Here is a 23433-nt window from a genome sequence, read left to right on the forward strand (position 1 = left end):
CGTACGGTCGCCGTTGTCCGACGGCCGTACGCCACCAAACTTGGACACGGTTCGGCGGACGGACTACCACAGGGTGATCGAGTAGAAGCGACGACTGGCGGGAGCAGCGGGTGACACTGCGGGTGGCGGTGGACTTCGGGACATCGAGCACCTGTGTCGTCGCCTCCATCAACGGTCGCGAACCTCAGCTCGTGGTCATCGACGGGCAGCCGCTCATGCCCTCGGCGGTGTACGCCGCGCAGGACGGCACGATCTTCGTGGGGCAGGAAGCCGAACGGCAGGCGGCCGTCGACCCGTCACGGTTCGAACCGCATCCGAAGCGGCGTATCGACGAGGGAGAGTTGCTGCTCGGCGACACGGTCCTGAGCGTGGTGGACGTCGTGCACGCCGTGCTCCGGCGTGCGGTGTCGGAAGCACGCCGGATCGCGGGGAACGCCGAGGTCTCGCTACTGGTGTTGACCCATCCCGCCGAATGGGGCGCGTTGCGTACCCGGCTGTTGCGACAGGCGGCCGGACAGCTTGCCCACGAGGTCGCGTTGGTTCCGGAGCCGGTGGCCGCTGCCGTGTACCACGCGGCGACGTTCGCTCCCACCGAGGTGAATCAGGAGCGAACCGTCGAGTTCAGCGGTCGCCCCGGCGACACCACGGCGGTGTTGGATCTCGGTGGCGGCACCATCGACGTCAGTGTGGTACGGCGGGTGCAGGTCAACGGGCAGACTCGGTTCGAGGTCTTGGCGACTCGGGGGGACCCGAGCTTCGGGGGTGCGGACATCGACCAAGCCCTGTTGGAACACGTCGGGGCGCTGGTGTCCAAGGCCGACCCGGAAGCCTGGGAACAGCTCGTGCAAGGACGCGAGCTGGCCGATCGGCGTCGCCGTCGCGCGTTGAGACAGGACATCAGGGGCGCCAAGGAGACGTTGTCGCGGCATGCCTACACCGATGTGCCGATGCCGCCGCCGTTCGCGGACGCCCATGTGACCCGCGAGGATCTGGAACAGCTCGTGCGGACGCCGCTGGGGCGAGCCGCCGAACTCACCAGGGCGACGATCGAGGAAGCGGGGCTGCGGCCACAGCAGTTGACCGCGATCTTTCTCGTCGGTGGGTCGAGTCGGATTCCGATGGTGTCGAGGCTCGTGCACGAGCGCACGGGAGTGGTTCCCACCACGCTCGACCAGCCCGAGACCGTCGTCGCTCGCGGCGCGCTGCGAGCGGTGCAGGTGCTGCCCGATCGGACGGGAGTGCTGCCGGGCACGCTGTCCGCGCGTTTCGCGGGCAAAACTTCGTCGCAGGGCGATCACCGCACCGAAGTCGTGGCCCAGCCGGGAGCGCTGTCGTACCAGAGGGTTCCGCGGAACGTCGGCTCGGCGCCGTTGCCCGCGCCGAGAGCGCAGGGCCCCATGAGTCCTCCGTCCGTTCCGATGGGCGCACCGGTGACCGCGCCCCCACTGTCTCCGCCCAGGGGACAGCCGATGCCGATGTTGTCCCACGCGGCGTCGTCTCCGCGGGAGCGGGCCGGTTCGACCGACTTTCGCCGGCGAAACCGTGTCGTGGCCGCGTCGGTGGCAGCCGCCGTGGTGCTCGTGGCCGGTCTGGTGGCGTTGGTGCTCGCCGTCGTCGACGGCGATGGCGAGAAGGACTATTCGGGGCGGACCTACGCGCAGTACTCGTACAAGTTCGTCGCTCCGAACGACTGGACGCAGACGGACGACAACGTCGAAGCCCGCCAAGTGGTCGTGAAACCGCAGGAGGCTCAGGAGAGCACCGACGACGACCTAGTGGTGGTGCAGGAGATCGTGCTGCCGTACGACGGCGGGGCCCAACGACAACGTTTAGCCCGCGAACTTCGTGAGCTGACGAGCTCGAACCCCGACGTCTACTCCAATTTCGTGGAGCACTACGACTACGCGGGCCGGGACGTCATCTACTACCGGGAAGACAAACCCGCCGCCACGGTGCATTGGTACGTCCTCGCACACGGCACCGCGCAGGTGAGTGTCGGCTGTCAGGAGGCGCGAGCGCCGGAGCGGGTTCGTACCGCTTGCGAGCAGATCGTCCGCACTCTCGAGTTCACCAACTGACGGCCTCGGCGAGCGCGTTTAGCGGGCGAAATGTGGTGTGCTGTCCCCCTGGTTCCGCGGTTCCCGGCTTTTTCGTTCACGCTCGCAACTACTTGTCGGCTTTGGGGGACAACCGGGAACCGGACATGGCACTGTCTCCGTCGTAGAGCCAGTACGAACGAAGTACGGCATCCACGAGCGAAGGGGGTAAAACCCAATGGCAGGCGGTTTCACCGGGACACCGGAACAGTTCCAGCAGGCTTACCGGGACGTCGACGAGATCAAGGCGTCGATGGACCAGAACCTCAACCAGCTGCGCGACAACATCGAGGCGACGCAGGCCGGCTGGCAGGGCATGGCGGCGAAGGCCTTCCAGAACGTGATGGCCGCCTTCGACGAGAAGACCCGCAAGCTGAACGAGGCGCTCGGCAACATCGGTGAGCTGCTCCAGCAGTCCGGTGTCAAGTACCAGCAGGCGGAAGAGGAGCAGAACGCCGCGATCAGCAACATCGGCAACGCGCTCGGCGGTCTGTGAGTTACCGGGAACCCTCGACCATCCACTGACTTTTACTGAACGGGAGGAATCATGCCGGACGGCATCGTTGTTGATTACGCCACTATTCACACTGCGGCCGAGGACTGCCAGCGCACCGGTTCGGAGCTGGAGGCCCTGTTCGAGGACCTCAAGGCTCGCCTGGCTCCGCTGACCGACTCCTGGACCGGTGAGGCCATGGAGGCCTGGATGCAGTGCCAGAACGAGTGGAACCAGTCGCTTGAGGAGATGAAGCAGGTGCTGGCTCAGATCGCCACCGCCCTGCCGCAGATCGCCGACGGCTACCAGGCCACGGACAAGAGCATCCAGGGCATGTTCTGATTCCGAACACGACGAACCGGGCTTGCTTTCCGCGAGCCCGGTTTTTCGTGTCCGCCGTCAGTGGGGCGCGCCGACCTCGTACTGAGGTTTGTCGTTGAGGATCCGAATGCTGACGGTCCTCTGCTGGCCGGCCACGTCGACCTTGCAGTCGAACGTGTGTCCGGTGGTGATCGGTTGATCCTCCGGGCATCTGACGTTGCTGACGTCGTGCTCGCCGTAGCTCTCCCGCAGCACGTTGGTGATCCCCTCGTGCAGGGAAGCCTGGTCGAGTACGTCGTCGGAGAAGACGCCACTGAACCACACGGCGGCACCACCGCCGGCCAGTACCACGACCGCGGCGGCTCCGACGAGCCACAGTGTGCGGGACTTGGCGCCTTTCGCGGGCGAATTGTCGTCGAAGGCACCGAACCCGCCGTATCCGGAGGTGGAGAAGGACCCACCGAACGTCGGGGTCGGTTGCGGCGACGCGGAGTGGGGGGACTGCTGGGGAATTGGCCCGCTGGGCGGGCCTTGCGGGCCCTGTGGCTGCCACCACTGAGGGGCGCCGGGTGGCTGTGTCATGTGTCTTCCTCGGGTGCTCGTCCGGAACTACCTGTGCGGCTCACTCACGACTGCTGGTGATCTCAGCCATGCGGTCGTAGAACTCGTCGACCTCCTTGTCGGTGGTGAGTTCGGTCACCTCGTCGGGAGACGGCACGTCGGGAATCTCGTGCTCGGACGGCGGTTCGAGGACCTGGTAGTGCTGCTTGATCTCGACCTCGTTGCCGCCGTCGGACAGCAGCCCGTTCATCTCGATCTCTTTCAGATCGCCCTCGGGGGTGAGCAGGATGCGGGTGTCGATCACGTCGTCGAGCAGCGCTTCCGGGATCTCCTCCAGCAGCCAGTCGGGGAGCACGACGATGCGCTCGTCCAGGAAGATCCGCAGCGGCATGTCGATGGTGAGTTCCGTGCTCCCGTCGGTGAGGCTCTTGGCGGCCTTGTCCACCTCGGTGCTCTGCATGGAAACGGTGACCGCGCTGAGCATCCTGCAGACGGTGAGGTACCCGCCCCAGAAACAGATATCGAGCCCCTGCCCGGTGTAGGGGAGCGACACCCACGGAGTCGGTGCGAGCGAGGAGTACTCGGGGCCGAGCAGCATGTACTCCACGTCGCTGCCCGCGGGGAGGAGGAAGTCGCGGTAGTCGGAGGAGTTTCGGTTGGAGTGGTTCTTGTAGAAGCGGGTGGGTGGGTTGCCGATCTGGATGGCGGTCACCGTGCTGTCGCTTTTGAGCTCGCCGACACGCATGAACGAGTGGAGCGTGCTCTTACGAGGCTCGGTCTCGCCGAGATCTTCGGACAACCGTTCGAGCGTGGAGGAGAACTTTTCCCCGACGTACTTCGCGACGTCGTCACCGTCCGGAATCGGTTCGCCCACGCGCCCCGTGGCGCAACCGGTGGCCAGCAGGAGGGCGGCGCCCAGTGCGATGACTCTGCGCAGTCGTTGTTTCATTGTCCATCCCCCTGGGGTGTCACATCGGCGCGCTGGGGAGAGACTAGTATGTCCGCCGGTTACGGACCCCGGGTTCACCCTCTTCTCGGCTAGGGGGTATCTTCACTTGTTGTTGTGCGCGCACGAGCGGCACGCGCCAAGCCCGCATTGACCCAGAAGCAACAGTTGACGACGAGGTAGACCCTTGCCCACGTACAGCCCTAAGCCCGGCGATGTCACTCGTGCCTGGCACGTAATCGACGCCGAGGATGTCGTGCTCGGCCGGCTGGCGACCGAGGTCGCTACGCTGCTGCGCGGCAAGCACAAGCCCACCTATGCCCCTCACGTGGACACCGGTGACTTCGTCATCATCGTTAATGCCGACAAGGTGGCGCTCACCGGTAATAAGCGTGACCAGAAGTTCGCGTACCGGCACAGCGGTTATCCCGGTGGTCTGCGTAAGCGCTCGTTCGGCGAGCTGCTCGACACCCGCCCCGAGCGACTGGTCGAGAAGGTCGTGAAGGGCATGCTGCCGAAGAACAAGCTGGGCCGCGCCCAGGCGAAGAAGCTCAAGGTCTACGCCGGGCCGGAGCACCCTCACGCCGCGCAGAAGCCCCAGCCGCACGAGATCACCAAGATCGCTCAGGTGACCCAGTGAGTGAGGAACAGTCTGTGACCAGCACCGAGACCGAGGCCGCCTACGAGGCGGTCGTGACCAGTGAGACGCCCGCCGCCCCGAAGCCGTCTCGGGCTGCCGGTGGTACCGCGCAGACGGTCGGCCGTCGCAAGGAGGCGGTCGTCCGGGTGCGCATGGTCCCCGGTAGCGGCCAGTTCAAGCTGAACGGTAGGAGCCTCGAGGAGTACTTCCCGAACAAGGTTCACCAGCAGCTGATTCGGGAGCCGCTGGTCACCGTCGAGAAGCCTGACGCGTTCGACATCCACGCCAACCTCACCGGCGGTGGGATCTCGGGCCAGGCCGGCGCTCTGCGGCTCGCCATCGCTCGGGCGCTCGCCCAGATCGACAGCGACGACCGTCCGGCTCTGAAGAAGGCCGGCTTCCTTACGCGTGACGCTCGCGCCACCGAGCGTAAGAAGTACGGTCTCAAGAAGGCCCGCAAGGCGCCGCAGTACAGCAAGCGCTGATTCGAGCTTTCCTCCAAGCGCCCATCCGTTTCTCGGGTGGGCGCTTGGCTTTTCGGAACGGTCGTGTGATGTTCGACCGTGTTCCGCCCGCGAAAGTCGTTCGGGGCGTGTGCCGTCGTCGGGTTCGGCGGGTGTAATACGGCCGGGTGGCCGGTGGGGGCACGGGCGTACATCGTGGAATCGCTAGGTTGTTCCGGTCGGTTCGCTTGTGCTCGCGATGACGGAGGTCGACGGATAATGGCTCGCCTATTCGGCACGGACGGGGTTCGCGGCCTCGCCAACGACGAGCTCACCCCCGAATTGGCTATGGCGGTCGCCGCCAGCGCGGCGCGGGTGCTCGCCGCCCATGACCGCTCCCATCGGCCGCTGGCGGTCGTCGGGAGGGATCCGAGGGCCAGCGGGGAGATGCTGGAGGCCGCCGTTGTCGCGGGACTGACGTCGTCGGGCGCCGACGTGCTGCGTCTGGGTGTGTTGCCCACCCCCGCGGTCGCCCACCTCGTCACGGAGTTGTCGGCCGACCTCGGTGTGATGATCTCGGCGTCCCACAATCCGATGCCCGACAACGGCATCAAGTTGTTCGGCGAAGGCGGCCACAAGCTCCCCGACGGTATCGAGGACGAGATTCAACAGGGGTTGAATGCGGAGGGGCCTCGCCCGACCGGCGCGCTGATCGGCCGTGTCTCCGACGTCACCGACGCCGTCGACCGTTATGTCGCTCGCCTGCTGGACATCACACCCACCTCGCTGGCCGGTCTCCGGGTCGTCGTGGACTGCGCTAACGGGGCCTCCTCCGTCGCAGCTCCCGAGGCGTACCGGAAGGCGGGCGCGGAGGTCATCGCCCTCCACGCCGAGCCCGATGGTGTGAACATCAACGACGGCTGCGGCTCCACGCACCCGCAGGCCCTGGCCGCCGCGGTGGTGGAACACGGCGCCGATCTGGGCATCGCGCACGACGGTGACGCCGACCGCTGCCTCGCTGTGGACGCCGACGGTCGTATCGTCGACGGCGACCAGATCATGGCGGTCCTCGCGGTCGGCATGGCGGAGGCGGGGGAACTGGCCGGTGACACCCTCGTCGCCACGGTGATGAGCAACCTCGGGCTGCATTTGGCGATGAAGGAGCACGGAATCGCGGTACGCACCACGGCGGTCGGTGACCGTTACGTGCTGGAGGAACTCCGCGCCGGTGGCTACTCGCTCGGCGGGGAGCAGTCGGGGCACGTCGTGTTGCCCGAGTACGCCACCACCGGCGACGGCCTGCTCACCGCGTTGCGCCTGATGAGCCGTATGACGGCGACCGGGAAGTCCCTCCGCGAGCTGGCCACGGTGATGAGTCGGCTGCCCCAGGTGCTGATCAACGTGCCGGTCACCGACAAGACCACCGTGGCCGACGCGCCCGCGGTGAAGGACGCCGTCGCCGCGGTGACGGCAGAGCTGGGGGACGAGGGCAGGGTCTTGCTGCGGCCCTCCGGAACCGAGCAGTTGATCAGGGTGATGGTGGAGGCCCCGGACGCCGACACCGCGCAGGCGGCCGCCGACCGGCTTGCCGGCGTTGTCGCCTCGGTGGGCTGAGCCGAGGCGCCCGAAAACCGTTCCGGTCGAATCCGCCACCGAGGTCCTTCCCCTCGGCGCGCGGCCGAGCTTGGTAAACAGCCGGGAATTGAGGCGAACCTGCTGATTTGCCCGGCTGGCGGGTAACCAATCGGTAGGCTCTATGTGCCCGCAACGGTACTTGTCGTGGTTACCGTGGTGGGGCGCAGACGGCTGGACATCCGCGAATAAAGGGGGGCCTTGTGGCAGGTGGGCAAACTGTCGATCCGGGCAAGCTCGACGCTGCTGGATCGGCGTACGAGAAGGTGGGGAACGAGCTCACGGAGACCGCGGGCCGGATCGAGACCGAAGTCTCCACGGGGCAGGTCGGGCAGGCGTGGCCACACGTGGCTTCCAATTATTCCGAGCTGATCGAGAAGTATCGCGACTGCGTCACCACCTATGGGGAGAAGGCGGACGAGTTCGGCGGGAAACTCACCAAGGCAGCGAAGTCTTACGAGGACGGCGAGGTCGTGAGCCGCGACATGATCGCCTCGAAGGGGGTCTGAACCGGTGGCGTACGTCAGCGACGACGAGCAGTTGGAGTTCGTCGAGAAAGAGTTCAGCGCTCGTGAGATCGACGAGATGCGAGCGGCGATCAACGATCCCCGGCTTTCGCTTCAGGACAGGAAGAACCTGCTCTACGCCCTCTCCAACGCGGGACGGCTGAGCGACGAGGAGATCGAGTACTACGCGAAAGAGGTCGGCGCGGACGCCGAGGACGTCGAGGAGGGCGGCACCGCCGTCCACCTGAACATGACCAACGCGCGCAAGTCCCTCGAAAAGGCGCGGGAGCTCAGTCCTCTTAACACCTCCTCGGTCTCGGAGGCGTACGAAAGCCTGAACTTCGGTGGTTTCTCGACATCGGACGAGATGATCGACCAGATCGAGTCCGTCATGTCGATGTTCGAGACCTATTACCCCATGTACGAAAAGGCTTGCCAGTACGTCCCGGTGCCTGCCGTGCCACCGGCCATAGACGGCGGCACCGAGTCCACGGAGTCGATCTTCGGCAATCGGGAAGGCGGAGGCCAGGCGTCCTACCCGCACACCGGACTCGACCCGGACAGCATTCGCGACGGGCTTCGGGAGTTCAGGGGTATAGTTTTCTCGGCCTTCCGAGCCGACAGTCAAATGCTCGGGGACGCGCACAAAGCCGTGTCCGGGCATGCCGATTCCCTCGAATCGGCCTGGAAGGACAACACCGACGACTGGACCGGCGAGGCAAAGGACGCGGCCGAGCAGCTGAACCAGGGGCTGTCGCAAGGGGCGGAGACCCTGGTGGAGGGGCTGTCCAAGGCGTCGGAAGACCTGGCGGCCGCAGCTGATGGCCTTGAAGGCTTCGTCGGGGATTTCTGCAAGAAAGTCATCGAACTCTACGGCAACGGCCAGATCCTGATGGCCCCGAACGAGGTCGACGCGAACCTCGAGTGCGCCGAGAAGCTTCCCGAGGCGATCTCGTGGGCCAACAACAATTTCGAGTGGGGCGACTACGAGTACATGCTCCCTCGGCAGGGTCGCCTCATCGAGCACTTCTGGAAGAGTGACTTCCTGGAAGAGTGTGAGACTCTTCTTCGGGACGCGGAAGCCAAGCTCACCGAATTCTGTAACGAGTATCAGACGAAGGCCTCCTCGTTCCACCGGATCGCGTCCGATTACGTGAGAAAAATCGACGGCGGATACGCCGAGATGATCCAGGTCATCGGGTCGCACATCGAACCGAACCCGTTCGAGGCCGTGGACGCGGGCGGGGGAGATTCCGGCTCGGTGCAGACTCCCACCAATCCGAGTGGTGTTCCCGGCGGACCCGGCGGGGGCGGCATGGGCGGAATGCCCGGTGGCGGCATGGGTGGGGGCGGCGGAATGCCGCCCGGCGGGGGCGCGAGCATGCCCAGCGCCAACGTCCCCGACCCCGAGGACCTCAAGCCCGAGGAGTCGATCGGCAAGAACCCGGTCACGAACGAAGAGCTGGAGATCGACCCGGAGACCGGCAAGCCCTATCCGATCGATCCGGTGACCGGCGAGCCGATCAAGGACGCCGGCGACGGCGGGAAGCTCACGGTGGAGCAGGGCGACCAGAAACTCACCATGACCGAGCCGGACGAAGACGGTGTCATGGACATCTCCGTCGAGGACGGTTCGGGAGAACTCAGCGAGTACAAGCTCGACTTCGGTGAGACCGAGGGTGAGGGCGCGGAGGCCGACGGCGAGGGCCGGGCGCGGGACGACTTCGGCCCGCAAGGGTCGGAGAGTGCAGGTGACAAGGTGTACCGGCCCGGCCCCGACGGAAAGATCCACATCGAGGACGGCGACCTCAAGATCACCGCTGAGCAGCCCGACGGGCCCGACGGGCCGACCGTCGTCACCGTGGAGAACGGCGACGGCGAGTCGGTGACCTACACGCTCGGCGAGGGCGAGGCCAAGGGGCTCGGCGAGGAGATCGAGACGAAACCGGCCGAGGCCGAGTCGTCGTACGGGACGCGAGGCGCGGACACTCCTCGTGGCGAAGCCCCGACGGGCGGCTCCGGTGGTGGAGCGCCCACGTCCGGTGAGACGCCGACCACCGACGCCGGGCGAGGTACCGAGTCCGTGGCTGCCGGCGGCGTCGCCGGAGGTCACGCGGGCGGGTCGGCGGGTGACTTCGCCGGTGACCCTGGCGGTGGTGGAACCGATGGTCCCTCCACCGCTGAGACGGGTTCCGACTCGTCCGCCACGCACGCCGCGGCCGTCAGCGGTGGTGGCGGTTCCAGCTTCGGCGGTGGCGGTGGTGGCAGCGACCTCTTCTCGGACGTGGGGCAGGAACCGCAACACCAGTCGAACCAGTCCTCGCCGTCGGGGGCGGGTCTTGCTTCCGCGCCCGGAGGGGAGGCGCCCACCGGGGTGCCGCAGGGCAACGCCGCGTCGGCTTCCTCCGCCTCGGGAGGCGGCATGGGCATGATGGGAGGAATGGGCGCCATGGGTGGTGGTGCTGGTGGTGGCCAGGGCGATGACCAGGAGCGCACCTCCCGCGCCTACCGCATCGACGGCAACATCTTCGAGTTGCCGTTCGAGTCGTCGCGGATCAGCGGTTCGTTGGAAGGCGCGCCGGACGTGCCCGTCCGGTTCAGCCGGTGAAGCTCAACTGCGGAGGCGTAGTAGATGACATCCAGTGGGAGCAAACTGGCTGAGCGGTTTGCCCAGCTGCGTGCCGAAGCCGATGCCAACACGGCGGCGATCGTCGAGCGAGCACGCCGGTCCTCGGAAGAGGCCGCCCAACGCGTGCGGGAGCAGGACAAGGCCACTGAACAGCGGCTGAAGGAGTTGGCGGAACGCCGCGAAAAGGCGAGGGCCGAGAAGGAGAAGGACCCCAACGCCAACAATCAGTGGCTTCAGCGGCGCGAGACGCAAGACGAGACCTTCCAGTTCGGCCCTGCCGAGGAGGACGAGCAGCAGGAACCGGCGCGCGCGCCCGCGCCGCGGCCGTCCGCGCCGCCGCCGGCCCCGCCGGCTCCCGCACCGTCGCCACAGGCCGGGCGTCGAGGCACCAGGCCGGCGCGGCGTGACGACGACGAAAGCGACGACGACTACTTCTCCAACACCAGGTGGTTGGACGACTAGCGGTCGGAACCTCTCCGCGGCCCGCCGACTTCCTCGGGAGTCGGCGGGCCGCGCGGAGCCGTAATCGGACTCCACGCCGCGGCCTCGGGCGAGAGGTGGGTCAGGACACCGGGTTCGTCGTGGTCGCTCGGTTCTCGTAGGCGATACGGGCGGCTTTGAGGTCGCCGTCCAGCAGTTCGCGGTAGGTGTCGTCGCCGGTGAGCTCGGCGAGGAAGAACGCCGTGAACAGGGCACGCACTCGTCGTTGGACGGAATGCTGGGATTTGCCCTGCAGGAGGAGCTGGCTCCAGTGTGTGCCCTCGGTCACGCCGAGGTGGGTCATCTTCGGCAGCAGCCTGAGCTGCACGGGGCCCGCCCAGGCCTTGCTGATCGCCTCGGCGTTGCCGGTCGGCGGGGCGAGGAGATCGTCCTCGCTCGCGAGGTGTAGGCCGGAGGCGGTGATCCCGAGGGCCGCCGTGGTGGCGGACGGCATGGTCTGGGCCGCCGAGACCGTGGCGACGGCTCGGACTCGTGGCCGGGTGCCCGCCTCGTCGGAGGTCGCGGCGAGAACGGCGGCGCCTCCGCCGATCGAGTGCCCGGCCAGCCCGAGCTTGGTGGGGTCGACGCTGATGCCGTCGGGGCCGAGCCGCAGGCTCGTCACGATGTCGAGGGTGGTTCGAAGATCGGCGGCGAACAGCCGGTGCGAAGGCAGTGCGCCACGGTGGGTGGCGGGGGCGGCGGTGACGATGCCCCAGCTCGCGAGATGGCGCAGGAGCCCGTGGTAACGGCCGGGCGACTGGAGCCAGCCGTGCCCGAACGCGACGGCGGGAAGGTTGAGACCGGATCGTGGGGTGAACACCACACCGGGAAGTCCGACGAGCGCGAGATCGCCGCGTAGAACGTCGTGCGGGCCCGGATACGCCAACTGATCGAGTAACCGCTTCGCCGTGCTCGCCATGCGAGGAGACTAGCCGACCCTCATAGCCGTGGCAGGGGCGCCCGAAGCCCGTTTCGCCGGCGGAATGTGCGGTGGTGACCGCTTTCTGCCCGCGAAACGTGGTGGGCGGGTTACCCACCGAGGCGCGGGCTTTCGCGGAGTGAGGCCCTCTCCGGACCCGGGATGCGGCCGTTCTCGCTGTCGTTACGCTGGTGGACGTGTGTGGAATCGTGGGATATGTCGGGCATCGGCAGGCACTCGACGTGATTCTCGGTGGCCTCCGCCGCATGGAGTACCGCGGCTACGACTCGGCGGGCGTCGCTGTCCTTACGGACGCCCGTGAGCTGGTCGTCGAACGCAAGGCGGGGCGGTTGACCAACCTCGAGGCCGCGCTCGACACCACCGGGCGTACCAAGTTCGCGGGTACCGCCGGTATGGGCCACACCCGGTGGGCCACCCACGGGGCGCCGGTGGACCGGAACTCCCACCCACACCGCGACTCCACGGGCCGGGTCGCCGTGGTGCACAACGGCATCATCGAGAACTTCGCCGCGCTCCGCGCCGAACTCGAGGAGTCGGGTGTCGAGCTCAGCAGCGACACCGACACCGAGACCACGGCGCATCTGATCGCCCGCGCCTACGACCACGGTGAGACCGCGGGGGACCTGCCCGCCAGCGTGCGCGCCGTGTGTCGTCGCCTCGAAGGCGCGTTCACACTCGTCGTCACCCACTCCGACCAGCCGGACCTGGTGGTCGCGGCTCGTCGCTCGTCGCCGCTCGTCGTCGGGGTCGGCGAGGGGGAGACGTTCGTCGCGTCCGACGTCGCCGCCTTCATCGAGCACACCCGCGACGCCGTGGAACTCGGTCAGGACCAGCTCGTGACCATCAGCCGGGACGGCTACGAAATCACCGACTTCCACGGCGACCCCGCCGAGGGCAAGCCGTTCACGGTGGACTGGGATCTCTCGGCCGCGGAGAAGGGCGGCCACGAGTACTTCATGCTCAAGGAGATCGAGGAACAGCCCGAGGCGCTCGCCAACACGCTGCGCGGGCACTTCCAGTCCGGTCGCATCGTCCTCGACGAGCAGCGCATGACCGACCAGGATCTCCGCGACGTCGACAAGGTCTTCGTGGTCGCCTGCGGCTCCGCCTACCACTCCGGTCTCGTCGCCAAGTACGCCATCGAACACTGGACTCGTCTGCCGGTGGAGGTGGAGCTGGCGAGCGAGTTCCGTTACCGCGACCCGGTGCTCGACCGGGACACCCTCGTGGTGGCCGTGTCACAGTCCGGTGAGACGGCGGACACGTTGGAGGCCGTGCGGCACGCCAGGGAGCAGAAGGCGCGGGTGCTCGCGGTCTGCAACACCAATGGCGCGCAGATCCCTCGGGAGTCCGACGCGGTGCTCTACACGCACGCCGGTCCGGAGATCGGTGTCGCCTCCACGAAGGCGTTCCTCGCGCAGGTGGCGGCGAACTACCTGGTGGGGCTCGCCCTCGCCCAGGCGCGCGGCACGAAGTACCCGGACGAGGTAGCACGCGAGTTCGCGGAGCTGGAGGCCATGCCGGCTGCCGTCTCCTCCGTGCTGGCCACTGTGGACCAGGTGCGGGAGCTGGGCAGGCGCATGGCCGATTCGCGGGCGGTGTTGTTCCTGGGACGGCACGTCGGTTTCCCCGTGGCTCTCGAAGGTGCCCTGAAGCTGAAGGAACTCGCCTACATGCACGCGGAAGGTTTCGCGGCGGGCGAGTTGAAGCACGGGCCGATCGCCCTGATTGAGGACGGGCTTCCCGTGGTGGTGGTCATGCCGTCGCCGAAGGGGCGCGGCGTGCTGCACGCGAAGATGGTGTCCAACATCAGCGAGATCCAGGCGCGTGGTGCCCGCACCATCGTGATCGCCGAGGAGGGCGACGAGCGGGTGCGGCCGTTCGCGGACGAACTCGTCGAGGTGCCCGCGGTGCCGACGTTGTTGCAGCCCCTCGTGTCCACGGTGCCGTTGCAGGTGCTGGCCGCCGAGATCGCGCGCGCCCGCGGCTACGACGTGGACAAGCCGCGTAACCTCGCCAAGTCCGTCACGGTCGAGTAACGGCACCATGCGGGGCGTCTGGACCACCGCCCAGGTGCGGTCAGCGGAGGAACGGCTGTTGGCACGCACGCCCGAGGGCGCGTTGATGCGGCGGGCGGCGTATGCGGTGTCCGTGCGCGCCGCCGAGTTGCTGGCCGAGCACACCGGTGCGGTGTCGGGCCGCAGGGTCGTGTTGGTCGTGGGCGCGGGGAACAACGGCGGCGACGCGTTGTGGGCGGGGTATTTCCTGCGGCGTCGCGGGGTCGCGGTGACCGCGGTGTTGCTGCGCCCGGAGAAGGCCCACCCCGCCGGGCTCGCGGCCCTGCGTCGTGCGGGCGGGCGGGTCGACCCGCCCGAGGCCGCTGCCGTCGAGCACGCCGACCTGGTGATCGACGGCGTGGTCGGGATCTCCGCCAGAGGACCGCTGCGCCCTGACGCCGCCGGGGTGTTCGAGCGGGTCACGGCGCCCGTGCTCGCCGTCGACCTGCCCAGCGGGGTCGATCCCGACACGGGGGCGGTGACCGGGCCGGCCGTGCAAGCGACGTGCACGGTGACGTTCGGTGCGCTCAAACCCGTGCACGTGCTGAACCCCCAGCATTGCGGTGACACCGTCCTGGTGGACATCGGCCTGGCCGATGAGCTGGGGGAGCCCGAGCTGTCCCAGCTTGATGCCGCCGACGTCGCCGCTGCGTGGCCGATGCCGAGGCCGGACGACAACAAGTACACGCAAGGCGTGACCGGGGTGGCCGCCGGGTCGTCGACGTATCCGGGTGCGGCCGTGCTGGCCAGCGCCGCCGCGGTACGCGCCAAGGCGGGCATGGTGCGCTACGCGGGTCCGGCGGCCGACGTGGTGCGATCGCACTGGCCGGAGGTCGTGGCCACCGGGTCGATCACCGATGCGGGGCGGGTCCAGGCGTGGGTCGTCGGCCCCGGCATCGGCACGGGCCACGAGGGCCGTGACGTGGTCGCGCACGCGCTTTCCCAAGGGGTGCCGGTGTGTGCGGACGCGGACGCGATCACGATCATCGCGCGGCACCCGGAGGTGCTCGACGCCCGCGACCCGGACACCCCGCTGCTGCTCACCCCCCACGACGGGGAGTTCGAGCGTTTGACGGGTACCGCGCCGGGGACGGACCGGGTGTCGGCCGTGCGGGAGGCGGCCCGGCGGTTCCGCGCGGTGGTGCTGTTGAAGGGGCACTGCACCCTGGTGGCCGATCCGGACGGACGAGTACTGGTGAACCGGCCGAGAGGGGCGTGGCTCGCCACGGCCGGGTCGGGCGACGTGTTGTCCGGGCTGATCGGTGCCCTGCTCGCCTCGGGGCTGGACCCGTGGTTGGCCGCCGGGGTCGCGGCCGACGTGCACGCGCGTGCGGGCGCGCTCGCGGCGGCCGGGGTTCCGACGTCGGCCTCGGGTGTGCTGGCCGCCGTGCCGGAGGCGATCAGGCAGGCTCGCTCGCTGGTGGGTTGACCGGGACCAGTGTCGGTCGCTTCGGGGTGAGGTGTTCGCCGGTCGAGCGGCGGCGCAGTCGGCGGTAGAGCCACGGCACGGCGAATGACGTAAGCCACCGCACCTCCTTCGCCACCGTGCGCACCGCGGTGGGGCGGCGGGCGCCGGGCAGCGGTTTCGTCCACGCGTTGTCACTGTCGGGCAGCGCGAGTACCTCGGCGAACGCGGCGGCGAGGCGGGCGTGCCCCAGGGGGCTGGCGTGGAGGCGGTCCGGACTCCACAGTCTCGGATCGGTGATCACCGAGTACCCGAACGTCTCGACGAGCATGACGCCGTGTCGGGCAGCCGAGGTGCGGATGCCCGCGTTGAGGTCCAGCACGCGGTGCCGTAGCGGGCGCAGGAGTGGGGAGAGCCGGGTCAGGTCGGGGAACGTGAGGGACGCCACGCGGGCGCCCGCCGCGGTGAGCTCGGCGAACATGCCGTCGAGTTCGGACACGACGGCCTCGGCGGAGAACGAGGGCCGGATGAGGTCGTTCATGCCGGCCACCACCGTGACGAGATCGGGGCGCAGGGTGAGGGCGGCGTCGAGTTGTTCCTCCCGCACCTGGCGGGCGAGCTTCCCGCGTACGGCGAGGTTGGCGTAGTGAAGACCGGGGGTGGAGGCGGCGAGTCGGTCGGCGAGTCGGTCGGCGAAACCACGCCAGCCGCCGTCGCCGTCGGGATCGCCGATCCCCTCGGTCTGACTGTCCCCGATCGCGACGTATCGGGCGTAGCCCATGCCACCCTCCGTGCCACCGAGACTGTCGACCGCCGCGACTATAGCCCGCGGTCCGGCGGTGAGGGCGGGGCCACGAGCCGCGTTCAGCCCGCGAAACGTGGTCAGCGGGGGTCCGTGGAGCACGTTTCGCGGGCAAAACACGGTCGGCGGCTCGGCCGGGGACCGAAAGTTGTTTCGAACGTGGACGCGGGCGTGGGGGAGGAGTCAAGCTCATAGACCATGACCAACAACGAGGTTCTGGTGGCGGGAGTCGACTCGTCCACGCAGTCGACGAAGGTGATGGTGTGCGATGCCCGCACGGGCGCGGTGGTGCGCAGTGGCCGTGCCGAACATCCGGACGCCACCGAGGTCGATCCGAAGGAGTGGTGGTCGGCCTTCACGTCCGCCACCGACGGACTTCTGGACGGCGTGTCCGCCATTGGCGTCGCGGGCCAGCAGCACGGCATGGTGACCGTGGACGAGCGCGGCGACGTCGTCCGTCCCGCTCTGCTGTGGAATGACACCCGCTCGGCCACCGCTGCCGCCGACCTCACGAACGAACTCGGCGGGCCGCAGGCCTGGGCCGAGGCGGTGGGGTCGGTTCCGGTCGCCAGCTTCACGATCACGAAGCTCCGCTGGTTCGCCGAACACGAACCCGAGGCGGCCGACCGGGTCGCGCGGGTCATGTTGCCCCACGACTGGTTGACGTGGCGGCTCACCGGTGGGGACCCGGTCACCGATCGTGGGGACGCCTCCGGCACGGGGTACTTCTCGCCGTCGAAGAACGTCTACCGCAAGGACTTCCTCACCCATGCCTTCGGAGGACGTGAGCCGGAACTGCCCCGCGTGCTGGAGCCCTCGGCCGCGGCGGGACACACCCCCGACGGGGTCCTCGTCTCCGCGGGAACCGGTGACAACATGGCCGCCGCCCTGGCCCTGGACGCGGGCGACGGCGACGTGGTGGTCTCGCTCGGGACGAGCGGAACCGTGTTCGGTGTCAGCGAGACCCCGGCGGCCGACCCGACCGGTACCGTGGCCGGATTCGCCGACGCCACCGGCCGGTACCTCCCGCTGGCGTGCACGCTCAACGCCGCGCGCGTGCTCACCGCCACCGCCCGCATGCTCGACGTCGATCTCGAGGAATTCGACCGGCTCGCGTTGAGCGCCGAACCGGGGGCCGGGGGACTCACCCTGCTGCCGTACCTCGACGGCGAACGCACTCCCAACCTGCCCGACGCCGCCGGGTCCCTGTTCGGCCTGCGTCGCACCAACATGACTCCCGAGAACCTCGCGCGCGCGGCCGTCGAGGGAATGTTGTGCGGGCTCGCCGCCGGCCTGGACGCCGTTCGTGAGTACGGCATCACGGTGCGGCGGGTACTGCTCATCGGTGGGGCCGCCCAGTCGGAGAGCGTGCGCGCGATCGCGCCGATCGTGTTCGGTACCCCGGTCGCGATTCCACAGCCGCGCGAGCACGTCGCCATCGGCGCCGCCCGCCAGGCCGCGTGGGCGCTCGCGGGCACTCCCGAGCTCCCGGCGTGGGACACCGAGATCGCGGTGCGACTGCCGGAACCTACGGGCACGGAGGCCGAGGAGGGCGAACGCATCAGGGCGCGTCACGCCGATGCCCGTCGCCGGGTGCACGAGGTCTGACGTCCCGATGGGTACATTGGCGGGGTGAGTCGGGGCGCCGTCACGGGCGCCCCGACGTGGACAGGAAAGGCCTGATCATGTGCTGTGGGGTGGCCCGGTGAGCGTTACATCGTTGCCCCGCGCCGAAGTCGTGGTGGATCTCGCCGCCGTGCGGCACAACGTGCGGCTGCTCTCGTCCCGTGCCGCCGCGTCCGGGGCGGAGACGATGGCGGTGGTGAAGGCCGACGGCTACGGCCACGGAGCGGTCCGGGTGGCGCGGGCCGCGTTGGAGGCCGGTGCCACCTGGCTGGGAGTGGCCTCGCTCGACGAGGCCCTCGCCCTGCGTCGGGCCGGGTTCACCACCAGGATGCTGAGCTGGCTCGACACCCCCGACGTGGACTACGTGCCCGCGGTGCGGCACGACATCGACGTCTCGGTGAGTTCCACGAGGGAGCTGGCCCGGATCGCCTCCGCGGCCGCAGAGGTCGGTCGCCGCGCCAGGATCCACCTCAAGATCGACACCGGGTTGTCGCGCAACGGCTGTCCCGCGGAGCTGTGGCCCGAGCTGGTGAAGGCCGCGGCGGCGGAGGGGAACGTCGAGGTGGTCGGCATGTGGTCCCACCTAGCGTGTGCCGACGAGCCCGGACACCCCTCCATCGACGCGCAGGCCAAGCGGTTCGCCACCGCGTACGACGTGATGCGCGACGCCGGGCTGTCGCCGCTGCGACACCTGGCCAACTCGGCGGCCACGCTCACCCGACCGGATCTGCACTTCGAGCTGGTCAGGCCGGGCATCGCCATCTACGGCCTGAACCCCGTGCCGCAGCGGGAGGATCTGCGGCCCGCGATGACGTTCCGGTCGAGCGTCGTGTTGACCAAACGCATCAGCGCGGGCGAGTCCGTGTCATACGGGCGGACGTGGACGGCGAGCCGCGACACGACACTCGCGTTGGTGCCGGTGGGATACGCGGACGGTGTGCCTCGCACGTTGTCGGGCCGGATGAGCGTGTGGCTCGACGGGGTGCGGCGGCCGGTGGCCGGACGCGTGTGCATGGACCAGCTCGTGGTCGACTGCGGGGACGACGAACCCGAACTCGGTGCCGAGGTCGTGTTGTTCGGAACGGGCGAGAACGGTATGCCCACGGCTACCGAGTGGGCTGAGACGATCGGCACCATCGACTACGAGATCGTCACCGGTATGTACCGGCCGCGGGTGCGTCGCCGCTACGTCGACGCCCCTCGGGACAGCGTGTGATGTCCCGTTCCGGGGAGGGCGACTGCGTCGTGAGCCGGCTCGTGGGCTCCCGCACCGACCGGACTTCCACCGTGGCCGCCGACGACGGCGCCCCGCTCGCGGTGGAAGAGGTCGAGTCGGCCGACGGCCGGACCGACCTCGTGGTGGTGGGCGTGCACGGCTTCGCGTTGTCCCGGCGCAGTTGGTTCTTCCAGCGGCGCGCGTTCGTGGAGGCAGCGTTGCCGGGTGTGAAGCACGTTTACTACGACCACCGCGGCCACGGACAATCGGCTCCGTCCGACGCGCGGCAGAGCACCATCGAACAGCTCGCGGTGGACCTGCACGCGGTGTTGCGGGCGGTCGCGCCCGACGTGCCCGTCGTGCTGCTGGGGCACTCGATGGGCGGCATGGTGATCATGGAGCTGGCGCAGACATGCCCCGAGCTGTTCCGTGAGCGGATACGCGGTGTCGGGCTGATCGCCACGGCCGCCGGTGAGGTGGGTGCGCAGGGGCTGCCTCGCTCGCTGCTGTCGAAGTACAACCCGCTGACGCGCGGGGTGGGGGAGCTCGCGGAGTGGCAGCCGGGGCTCGTCGAGTTCGTGCGCGCGGCGGGAGGCCAGCTCACCAGGGCGGCGGTGCGCCGCCTGGCCTTCGGAAGCCGGGACGTGCCTTCCGAGCTGGTGGACTTCATGCTGGAGATGCTGCGGGAGACTCCCGTGCGGCAACTCGCGCACTTCGTGGACACGTTGGGCAGTCACAACCGGTACGCCGCGCTGGCCGGGTTGAAGCACGCCGAGGTGGTGGTGATCGGTGGGGACGCGGACCGGTTGACGCCGTTCGTCCACGCCGAGCGCATCGCCGCCGAGCTGCCGAGGGCGAAGCTGGTACGTGTCGAGGGCGGGGGACACATGGTCCATCTCGAACACCACGCCGTGGTGAACGAGCACCTCGCCGATCTGGTGCGTCGGGTGCGGTGAGGACGAGGACACGAAAGGCAGGAAGGAACCCGGTGACGCAGGTGAGTGTCGAGCTGCCGACCCCCGACGACGCCATGGAGTTCGGCCGGGCGCTGGGCAGGCTGCTCAGGGCGGGTGACCTGGTGTTGTTGTCGGGGCCGCTCGGGGCGGGCAAGACCACGATGACCAGGGGGATCGCCGAGGGCATGGGGGTGTCGGGGCGGGTGAGCTCGCCGACGTTTGTTCTCGCGAGGGTGCATCCGGCGGGTGAGTCGGGAGTGCCGCTCGTGCACGTCGACGCCTATCGGCTGGGGGGTGATCTCGCCCAGCTCGACGACCTGGACCTCGACACCGAGCTCGACCGCGCCGCGCTCGTGGTCGAGTGGGGTGAGGGCATGGCCGAGCGGCTCGCCGAGGACCACCTCGTGGTGCGGCTCGACCGGCGTCCCGACGACGTCCGCGTGGTGACGCTCGAACCGCATGGCGCGTGGGAGCGGCGAGTGGCCGCCGCGCGTTTCGCGGGCTAATTGCGCCGGGGACGGGCGCGGTTTCCCTCGTCGGGGCGTGTTAGCGGGCCAAAGGCACCCCCGCCGATGTGTTTCGCGGGCTAATTGTGGTTTGTCCCGCCCGGTCAGGTGCGGACGGCGTAGTCGCCGAACGACGGTTCGAGGGCGGCGAAGGCGGTCTCCGTGTCGCGGGTGATTCGTTCCGCGATGGCGTCGTCGCCCAGTTCCCGGAGGGTGAGACGCAGCGTCTCCTCGAAGAGCAACCGGTGGACGGCCCCGAACACCGTGGCCGCGACCCGCGGGGTGAGGTCACTCGCGGGGACGCCCGTCTCCTCGGCGAGGGTCTTCGCCAGCAAGGTTTCGCGGTCGTCGTGGAACTGCCGTAGGCGGGTGAGCAGTGTCGAGCTCGCCGTGACCATCCGCGCGAACTCGGGCCCCGAGAACCCGATGACCGGGTCGCGCTCGGCCACCTTCCGGAGGTAGGCGCGCCTCAACGCGGCGAGTGCCGACTCACCTCGCCGCCGCTCGCGCACCGCGTCGGCCGGTATCCGCACGAACACCTCACCGAGGTCGAGTGCCAGGTCTTCCTTGCGCGGGAAGTAGTTGGTGACCGTCATCTTGGAGACGCCGGCGGCGGCGGCGATCTCGGCGATCGTGACGTCGTCGAAGCCGCGCCGCAGGAAGAGCCGGGTGGCGTGCCGCGAGATCTCCTCACGGGTCCGGCGTTTCTTCAGTTCTCGAAGACTCGGGTGTTCCGTGCTCACGTCCACGAGCATACATGTGTCCGGCATAAATTTATGTTTGACACAAGAATTGGTCGGGTATAAGTTTGTGGTCCTACCAGGAAGGCGGCACGTGACACCCGATCCCATGACTGTCCACCCGTTGCGCGCGCACGAGCGGGTGGTCTTCCTCAAGCCGCTGGTCTCTTCGCCCACCGTCGTCGTGGGCGAGTACACCTACTACGACGACCCGGAGGGCGCCACGGAGTTCGAGACCCGCAACGTGCTCTACGCCTACGGGCCCGAACGGCTGGTCATCGGCAAGTACTGCGCTATCGCCTCGGGAACGACGTTTCTGATGGCGGGGGCCGAGCACCCCACGATGGGGGTGTCCACGTATCCGTTCACGATGTTCGGCGGCGAGTGGGCGGAACGGACGCTCGACCTCGTCACCGGCATGCCCAGCAAGGGCGACACCGTCGTCGGCAACGACGTCTGGTTCGGCTACCGGGCGACCATGATGCCCGGTGTGCGGATCGGCGACGGCGCCATCGTCGCCGCCGGTGCGGTGGTGACGGCCGACGTCCCGCCTTACACGATCGTTGGCGGCAATCCCGCGCGGCCGATCCGGTCCCGCTTCGACGATTCCGACGTGGAGCTCCTGCTTCGCGCCGCTTGGTGGGACTGGCCGGTCGACCTCGTCACCGAGCACGTCCGCACGATCCTGGCCGGCACCCCGGCCGAGATCGCCCGTATCGCAGCGACCCATGGACTGGAGAAGGCATGACCGAGGTCGTCATCACCGAACATCCCGTGGTCGCCGACACGGGCGGCGCCGGGCCGTACGGTCTCACCGGTGGGCCCGACGGCGCGTTGTGGTTCACCCTGGCCCGCTCCGGGCGCATCGGGCGGATGATTCCGGGAGAGGAGCCCACGTTCCACTCGCTGGACCCGGAGTGTCAGCCCACGGTGATCGTCGCCGGGCCGGACGGGGCGCTCTGGTTCACGGAGTACCGAGGCCACCGCATCGGCCGAATCACCACGGGTGGCGAGCTCACCGAGTTCGCCCCGCCCACGACCGAATCCGGTCCGTACGGGCTCACGGTGGGGCCGGACGCGCTGTGGTTCACCGAGTTGGGCGCCGACCGAATCGGCCGGATCACCACCGACGGGGAGATCACGGAGTACCCGCTGCCGTGGCCCGGCGCGTTCCCGTCGGTCGTCGACACGGGAGCCGACGGCGCGCTGTGGGTCACGCTGAACGGGGCGAACGCCATCGGGCGCATGACGCTCGACGGCGCCGTGACGAGGTACGAACTGCCCACCGAGGCGGCGGCTCCGGTGGGGCTCACCGTGGGCCACGACGGTGCGCTGTGGTTCGTCGAGATCGCGGCCGGACAGATCGGGCGCATCACGACGGACGGGGAGATCACCGAGTACCCGCTGCCCGACCGCGCCGCGAAGCCGCACGCCATCACCGCCGGTGGGGACGGCAGGCATTGGTTCACGGAATGGGGCACGGGACGCGTCGGGGCGATCACCTCGGACGGCACCGTCGAGGTGTACGCGCTTTCCGAGCGGCACAGCGAACCCCACGGCATCGCCGTGGGCCCCGACGGGGCCGTCTGGGTCGCGCTGGAGAGCGGTGCGCTGGCGCGGATCGACGTCGAGTCCTGAACCCCGAACTCACCCGACCGCATCCCTCGAATCACCCGGAGTCTTCGATGACAGGCGTCGCTTTCGACACCGTGACGGAGTTCGATCGACAGGTCGCCCGACTGATCGCGCTGGGATATCCCGAACTCGCGGGGACGACGGCCGAGCGGTTCGTGCGCGAGCTGGCGCCGCTGCGCGAGGCGGTGGCCTCCCTCGTGACCGGGGAGCACGACCCGGAGCGTGGACGTGTGGCGTTCGCGCTGGTGGTGACGCGGCAGTTGGTGCCGATCGAGGAAACCATGCCGCGCACGACGCTGCGAGGAAAGGACAAGCCCGGCTTCGTGGACCGCTCCTTCGAGGAGGGCGCACTCGAACGGTTCGTGGCGCCGGACCCGGTGAGCCTGCCGAACTCCCGTGCCTACCTGCTGCTCGACGTCGACCGCGGGGAGGAGTTCTGCGGGGTCGTGCCCGCCGACGCCATGCGCGTGGTGGCCGACCGGGAACGCACGGTGCTCACCATCGAGGAGGGAATCGCGCTGTTGACGCTGTTCCCGGAGGTGCTCGTGAAGAACAAGTGCTACATGCTCGGCGGCTCGCGGTGCGGTGACCGCCGAGTGCCCGCACTCTGGATCAGCCGGAACGCGCCCAAACTGGGCTGGTGCTGGGAGGGCAACCCTCACACCTGGCTCGGCATGGCCTCCGCCGGGGGTCGGGTGGCCGTGTCGCCACGTTTCGCGGGCTGATTGCGGTCGGTTCGGCGGTCTCGGCCACGTTTCGCGGGCAGAACGTGGTGGGCGGGCCGCCCCGCTCCCGCCGGTCGT

General features: G+C 68.9%; 23 protein-coding genes. 18 read left to right on the forward strand and 5 right to left on the reverse strand.

Annotated elements, in window-relative coordinates; translation table 11 throughout:
- Window positions 1-110: 110 nt before the first annotated feature.
- The 3 genes from SACGLDRAFT_RS02275 to SACGLDRAFT_RS02285 all read left to right on the forward strand — a co-directional run bounded on the left by SACGLDRAFT_RS02275 (window position 111) and on the right by SACGLDRAFT_RS02285 (window position 2931).
- A complete protein-coding gene (locus SACGLDRAFT_RS02275) occupies window positions 111-2078 on the forward strand; it encodes a type VII secretion-associated protein (protein ID WP_005461409.1) in 1968 nt (655 codons plus the stop codon).
- Between the two features lie 196 nt (window positions 2079-2274).
- Window positions 2275-2592 (forward strand): WXG100 family type VII secretion target, encoded by a 318-nt coding sequence (locus tag SACGLDRAFT_RS02280; protein ID WP_005461411.1) that lies wholly within the window; start codon window positions 2275-2277, stop codon window positions 2590-2592.
- A 51-nt stretch (window positions 2593-2643) separates the two neighbouring features.
- Window positions 2644-2931, forward strand: coding sequence for a WXG100 family type VII secretion target (locus SACGLDRAFT_RS02285; RefSeq protein ID WP_005461417.1), 288 nt, complete (start codon window positions 2644-2646; stop codon window positions 2929-2931).
- A gap of 57 nt (window positions 2932-2988) precedes the next feature.
- On the opposite strand, the gene SACGLDRAFT_RS02290 is transcribed toward SACGLDRAFT_RS02285, so the two are convergent.
- Together SACGLDRAFT_RS02290 and SACGLDRAFT_RS02295 are read right to left on the reverse strand one after the other, a co-directional pair.
- Window positions 2989-3492 carry a DUF4333 domain-containing protein gene (locus SACGLDRAFT_RS02290; RefSeq protein WP_005461419.1) on the reverse strand — a complete coding sequence of 168 codons (504 nt, stop codon included), beginning with the start codon at window positions 3490-3492 and terminating at the stop codon, window positions 2989-2991.
- 40 nt (window positions 3493-3532) lie between these two features.
- Window positions 3533-4420, reverse strand: a complete 888-nt coding sequence (locus SACGLDRAFT_RS02295; protein WP_005461420.1) for a hypothetical protein — start codon at window positions 4418-4420, stop codon at window positions 3533-3535.
- 184 nt (window positions 4421-4604) lie between these two features.
- Between SACGLDRAFT_RS02295 and rplM the strand changes: the two genes are divergently transcribed.
- The 6 genes from rplM (at window position 4605) to SACGLDRAFT_RS02325 (ending at window position 10729) form a co-directional block, all read left to right on the forward strand.
- Window positions 4605-5057 carry a 50S ribosomal protein L13 gene (gene rplM / locus SACGLDRAFT_RS02300; protein ID WP_005461421.1) on the forward strand — a complete coding sequence of 151 codons (453 nt, stop codon included), beginning with the start codon at window positions 4605-4607 and terminating at the stop codon, window positions 5055-5057.
- 14 nt (window positions 5058-5071) lie between these two features.
- Window positions 5072-5542, forward strand: coding sequence for a 30S ribosomal protein S9 (gene rpsI / locus SACGLDRAFT_RS02305; protein ID WP_005461422.1), 471 nt, complete (start codon window positions 5072-5074; stop codon window positions 5540-5542).
- Between the two features lie 237 nt (window positions 5543-5779).
- On the forward strand, window positions 5780-7114 hold the full coding sequence (gene glmM / locus SACGLDRAFT_RS02310) for a phosphoglucosamine mutase (protein WP_005461434.1): 1335 nt from the start codon (window positions 5780-5782) through the stop codon (window positions 7112-7114).
- Between the two features lie 221 nt (window positions 7115-7335).
- The gene (locus tag SACGLDRAFT_RS02315; RefSeq protein ID WP_005461435.1) at window positions 7336-7641 is read left to right on the forward strand and encodes a hypothetical protein; all 306 of its coding nucleotides are present in this window, start codon (window positions 7336-7338) and stop codon (window positions 7639-7641) included.
- Between the two features lie 4 nt (window positions 7642-7645).
- Window positions 7646-10246 (forward strand): hypothetical protein, encoded by a 2601-nt coding sequence (locus SACGLDRAFT_RS22230; protein WP_005461437.1) that lies wholly within the window; start codon window positions 7646-7648, stop codon window positions 10244-10246.
- 24 nt (window positions 10247-10270) lie between these two features.
- A complete protein-coding gene (locus SACGLDRAFT_RS02325; RefSeq protein ID WP_005461439.1) occupies window positions 10271-10729 on the forward strand; it encodes a hypothetical protein in 459 nt (152 codons plus the stop codon).
- Between the two features lie 100 nt (window positions 10730-10829).
- On the opposite strand, the gene SACGLDRAFT_RS02330 is transcribed toward SACGLDRAFT_RS02325, so the two are convergent.
- Window positions 10830-11666: a dienelactone hydrolase family protein gene (locus SACGLDRAFT_RS02330; protein ID WP_005461443.1), complete on the reverse strand. Its 837-nt coding sequence runs from the start codon at window positions 11664-11666 to the stop codon at window positions 10830-10832.
- A gap of 197 nt (window positions 11667-11863) precedes the next feature.
- On the opposite strand from SACGLDRAFT_RS02330, the gene glmS reads away from it, so the two are divergent.
- Entirely contained in the window at window positions 11864-13726 is a 1863-nt protein-coding gene (gene glmS / locus SACGLDRAFT_RS02335) for a glutamine--fructose-6-phosphate transaminase (isomerizing) (protein ID WP_040919510.1), read from the forward strand.
- Between the two features lie 7 nt (window positions 13727-13733).
- Window positions 13734-15173, forward strand: a complete 1440-nt coding sequence (locus tag SACGLDRAFT_RS02340) for a bifunctional ADP-dependent NAD(P)H-hydrate dehydratase/NAD(P)H-hydrate epimerase (protein ID WP_005461445.1) — start codon at window positions 13734-13736, stop codon at window positions 15171-15173.
- Here the strand turns inward: SACGLDRAFT_RS02340 and SACGLDRAFT_RS02345 are convergent.
- Complete coding sequence (locus SACGLDRAFT_RS02345) at window positions 15145-15930, reverse strand: SGNH/GDSL hydrolase family protein (RefSeq protein WP_005461446.1); 786 nt, start codon at window positions 15928-15930, stop codon at window positions 15145-15147. The two genes, SACGLDRAFT_RS02340 and SACGLDRAFT_RS02345, sit on opposite strands and share 29 nt — an antisense overlap.
- Before the next feature lie 219 nt (window positions 15931-16149).
- Between SACGLDRAFT_RS02345 and xylB the strand changes: the two genes are divergently transcribed.
- The 4 genes from xylB (at window position 16150) to tsaE (ending at window position 20255) form a co-directional block, all read left to right on the forward strand.
- Window positions 16150-17559, forward strand: a complete 1410-nt coding sequence (gene xylB, locus SACGLDRAFT_RS02350; RefSeq protein ID WP_005461447.1) for a xylulokinase — start codon at window positions 16150-16152, stop codon at window positions 17557-17559.
- 97 nt (window positions 17560-17656) lie between these two features.
- Entirely contained in the window at window positions 17657-18793 is a 1137-nt protein-coding gene (gene alr, locus SACGLDRAFT_RS02355) for an alanine racemase (RefSeq protein ID WP_040919512.1), read from the forward strand.
- Entirely contained in the window at window positions 18793-19749 is a 957-nt protein-coding gene (locus tag SACGLDRAFT_RS02360; protein WP_005461449.1) for an alpha/beta fold hydrolase, read from the forward strand. Before alr ends, SACGLDRAFT_RS02360 begins: the two co-directional genes overlap by 1 nt.
- Before the next feature lie 32 nt (window positions 19750-19781).
- On the forward strand, window positions 19782-20255 hold the full coding sequence (gene tsaE, locus SACGLDRAFT_RS02365) for a tRNA (adenosine(37)-N6)-threonylcarbamoyltransferase complex ATPase subunit type 1 TsaE (protein ID WP_005461459.1): 474 nt from the start codon (window positions 19782-19784) through the stop codon (window positions 20253-20255).
- Between the two features lie 104 nt (window positions 20256-20359).
- Here tsaE and SACGLDRAFT_RS02370 read toward each other — a convergent pair whose 3' ends face one another.
- Complete coding sequence (locus SACGLDRAFT_RS02370; RefSeq protein ID WP_005461460.1) at window positions 20360-21010, reverse strand: TetR/AcrR family transcriptional regulator; 651 nt, start codon at window positions 21008-21010, stop codon at window positions 20360-20362.
- Window positions 21011-21089: 79 nt separating this feature from the next.
- On the opposite strand from SACGLDRAFT_RS02370, the gene SACGLDRAFT_RS02375 reads away from it, so the two are divergent.
- The 3 genes from SACGLDRAFT_RS02375 to SACGLDRAFT_RS02385 are packed head-to-tail and all read left to right on the forward strand — an operon-like array spanning window position 21090 to window position 23355.
- A complete protein-coding gene (locus tag SACGLDRAFT_RS02375; RefSeq protein WP_005461461.1) occupies window positions 21090-21743 on the forward strand; it encodes a CatB-related O-acetyltransferase in 654 nt (217 codons plus the stop codon).
- Entirely contained in the window at window positions 21740-22633 is an 894-nt protein-coding gene (locus SACGLDRAFT_RS02380; RefSeq protein WP_005461462.1) for a Vgb family protein, read from the forward strand. The genes SACGLDRAFT_RS02375 and SACGLDRAFT_RS02380 overlap by 4 nt, the downstream gene beginning before the upstream one ends.
- 47 nt (window positions 22634-22680) lie before the next feature.
- On the forward strand, window positions 22681-23355 hold the full coding sequence (locus SACGLDRAFT_RS02385) for a DUF5701 family protein (protein WP_005461463.1): 675 nt from the start codon (window positions 22681-22683) through the stop codon (window positions 23353-23355).
- Window positions 23356-23433: the final 78 nt, after the last annotated feature.

It is taken from the genome of Saccharomonospora glauca K62 (assembly GCF_000243395.2).
Taxonomy (GTDB): domain Bacteria; phylum Actinomycetota; class Actinomycetes; order Mycobacteriales; family Pseudonocardiaceae; genus Saccharomonospora; species Saccharomonospora glauca.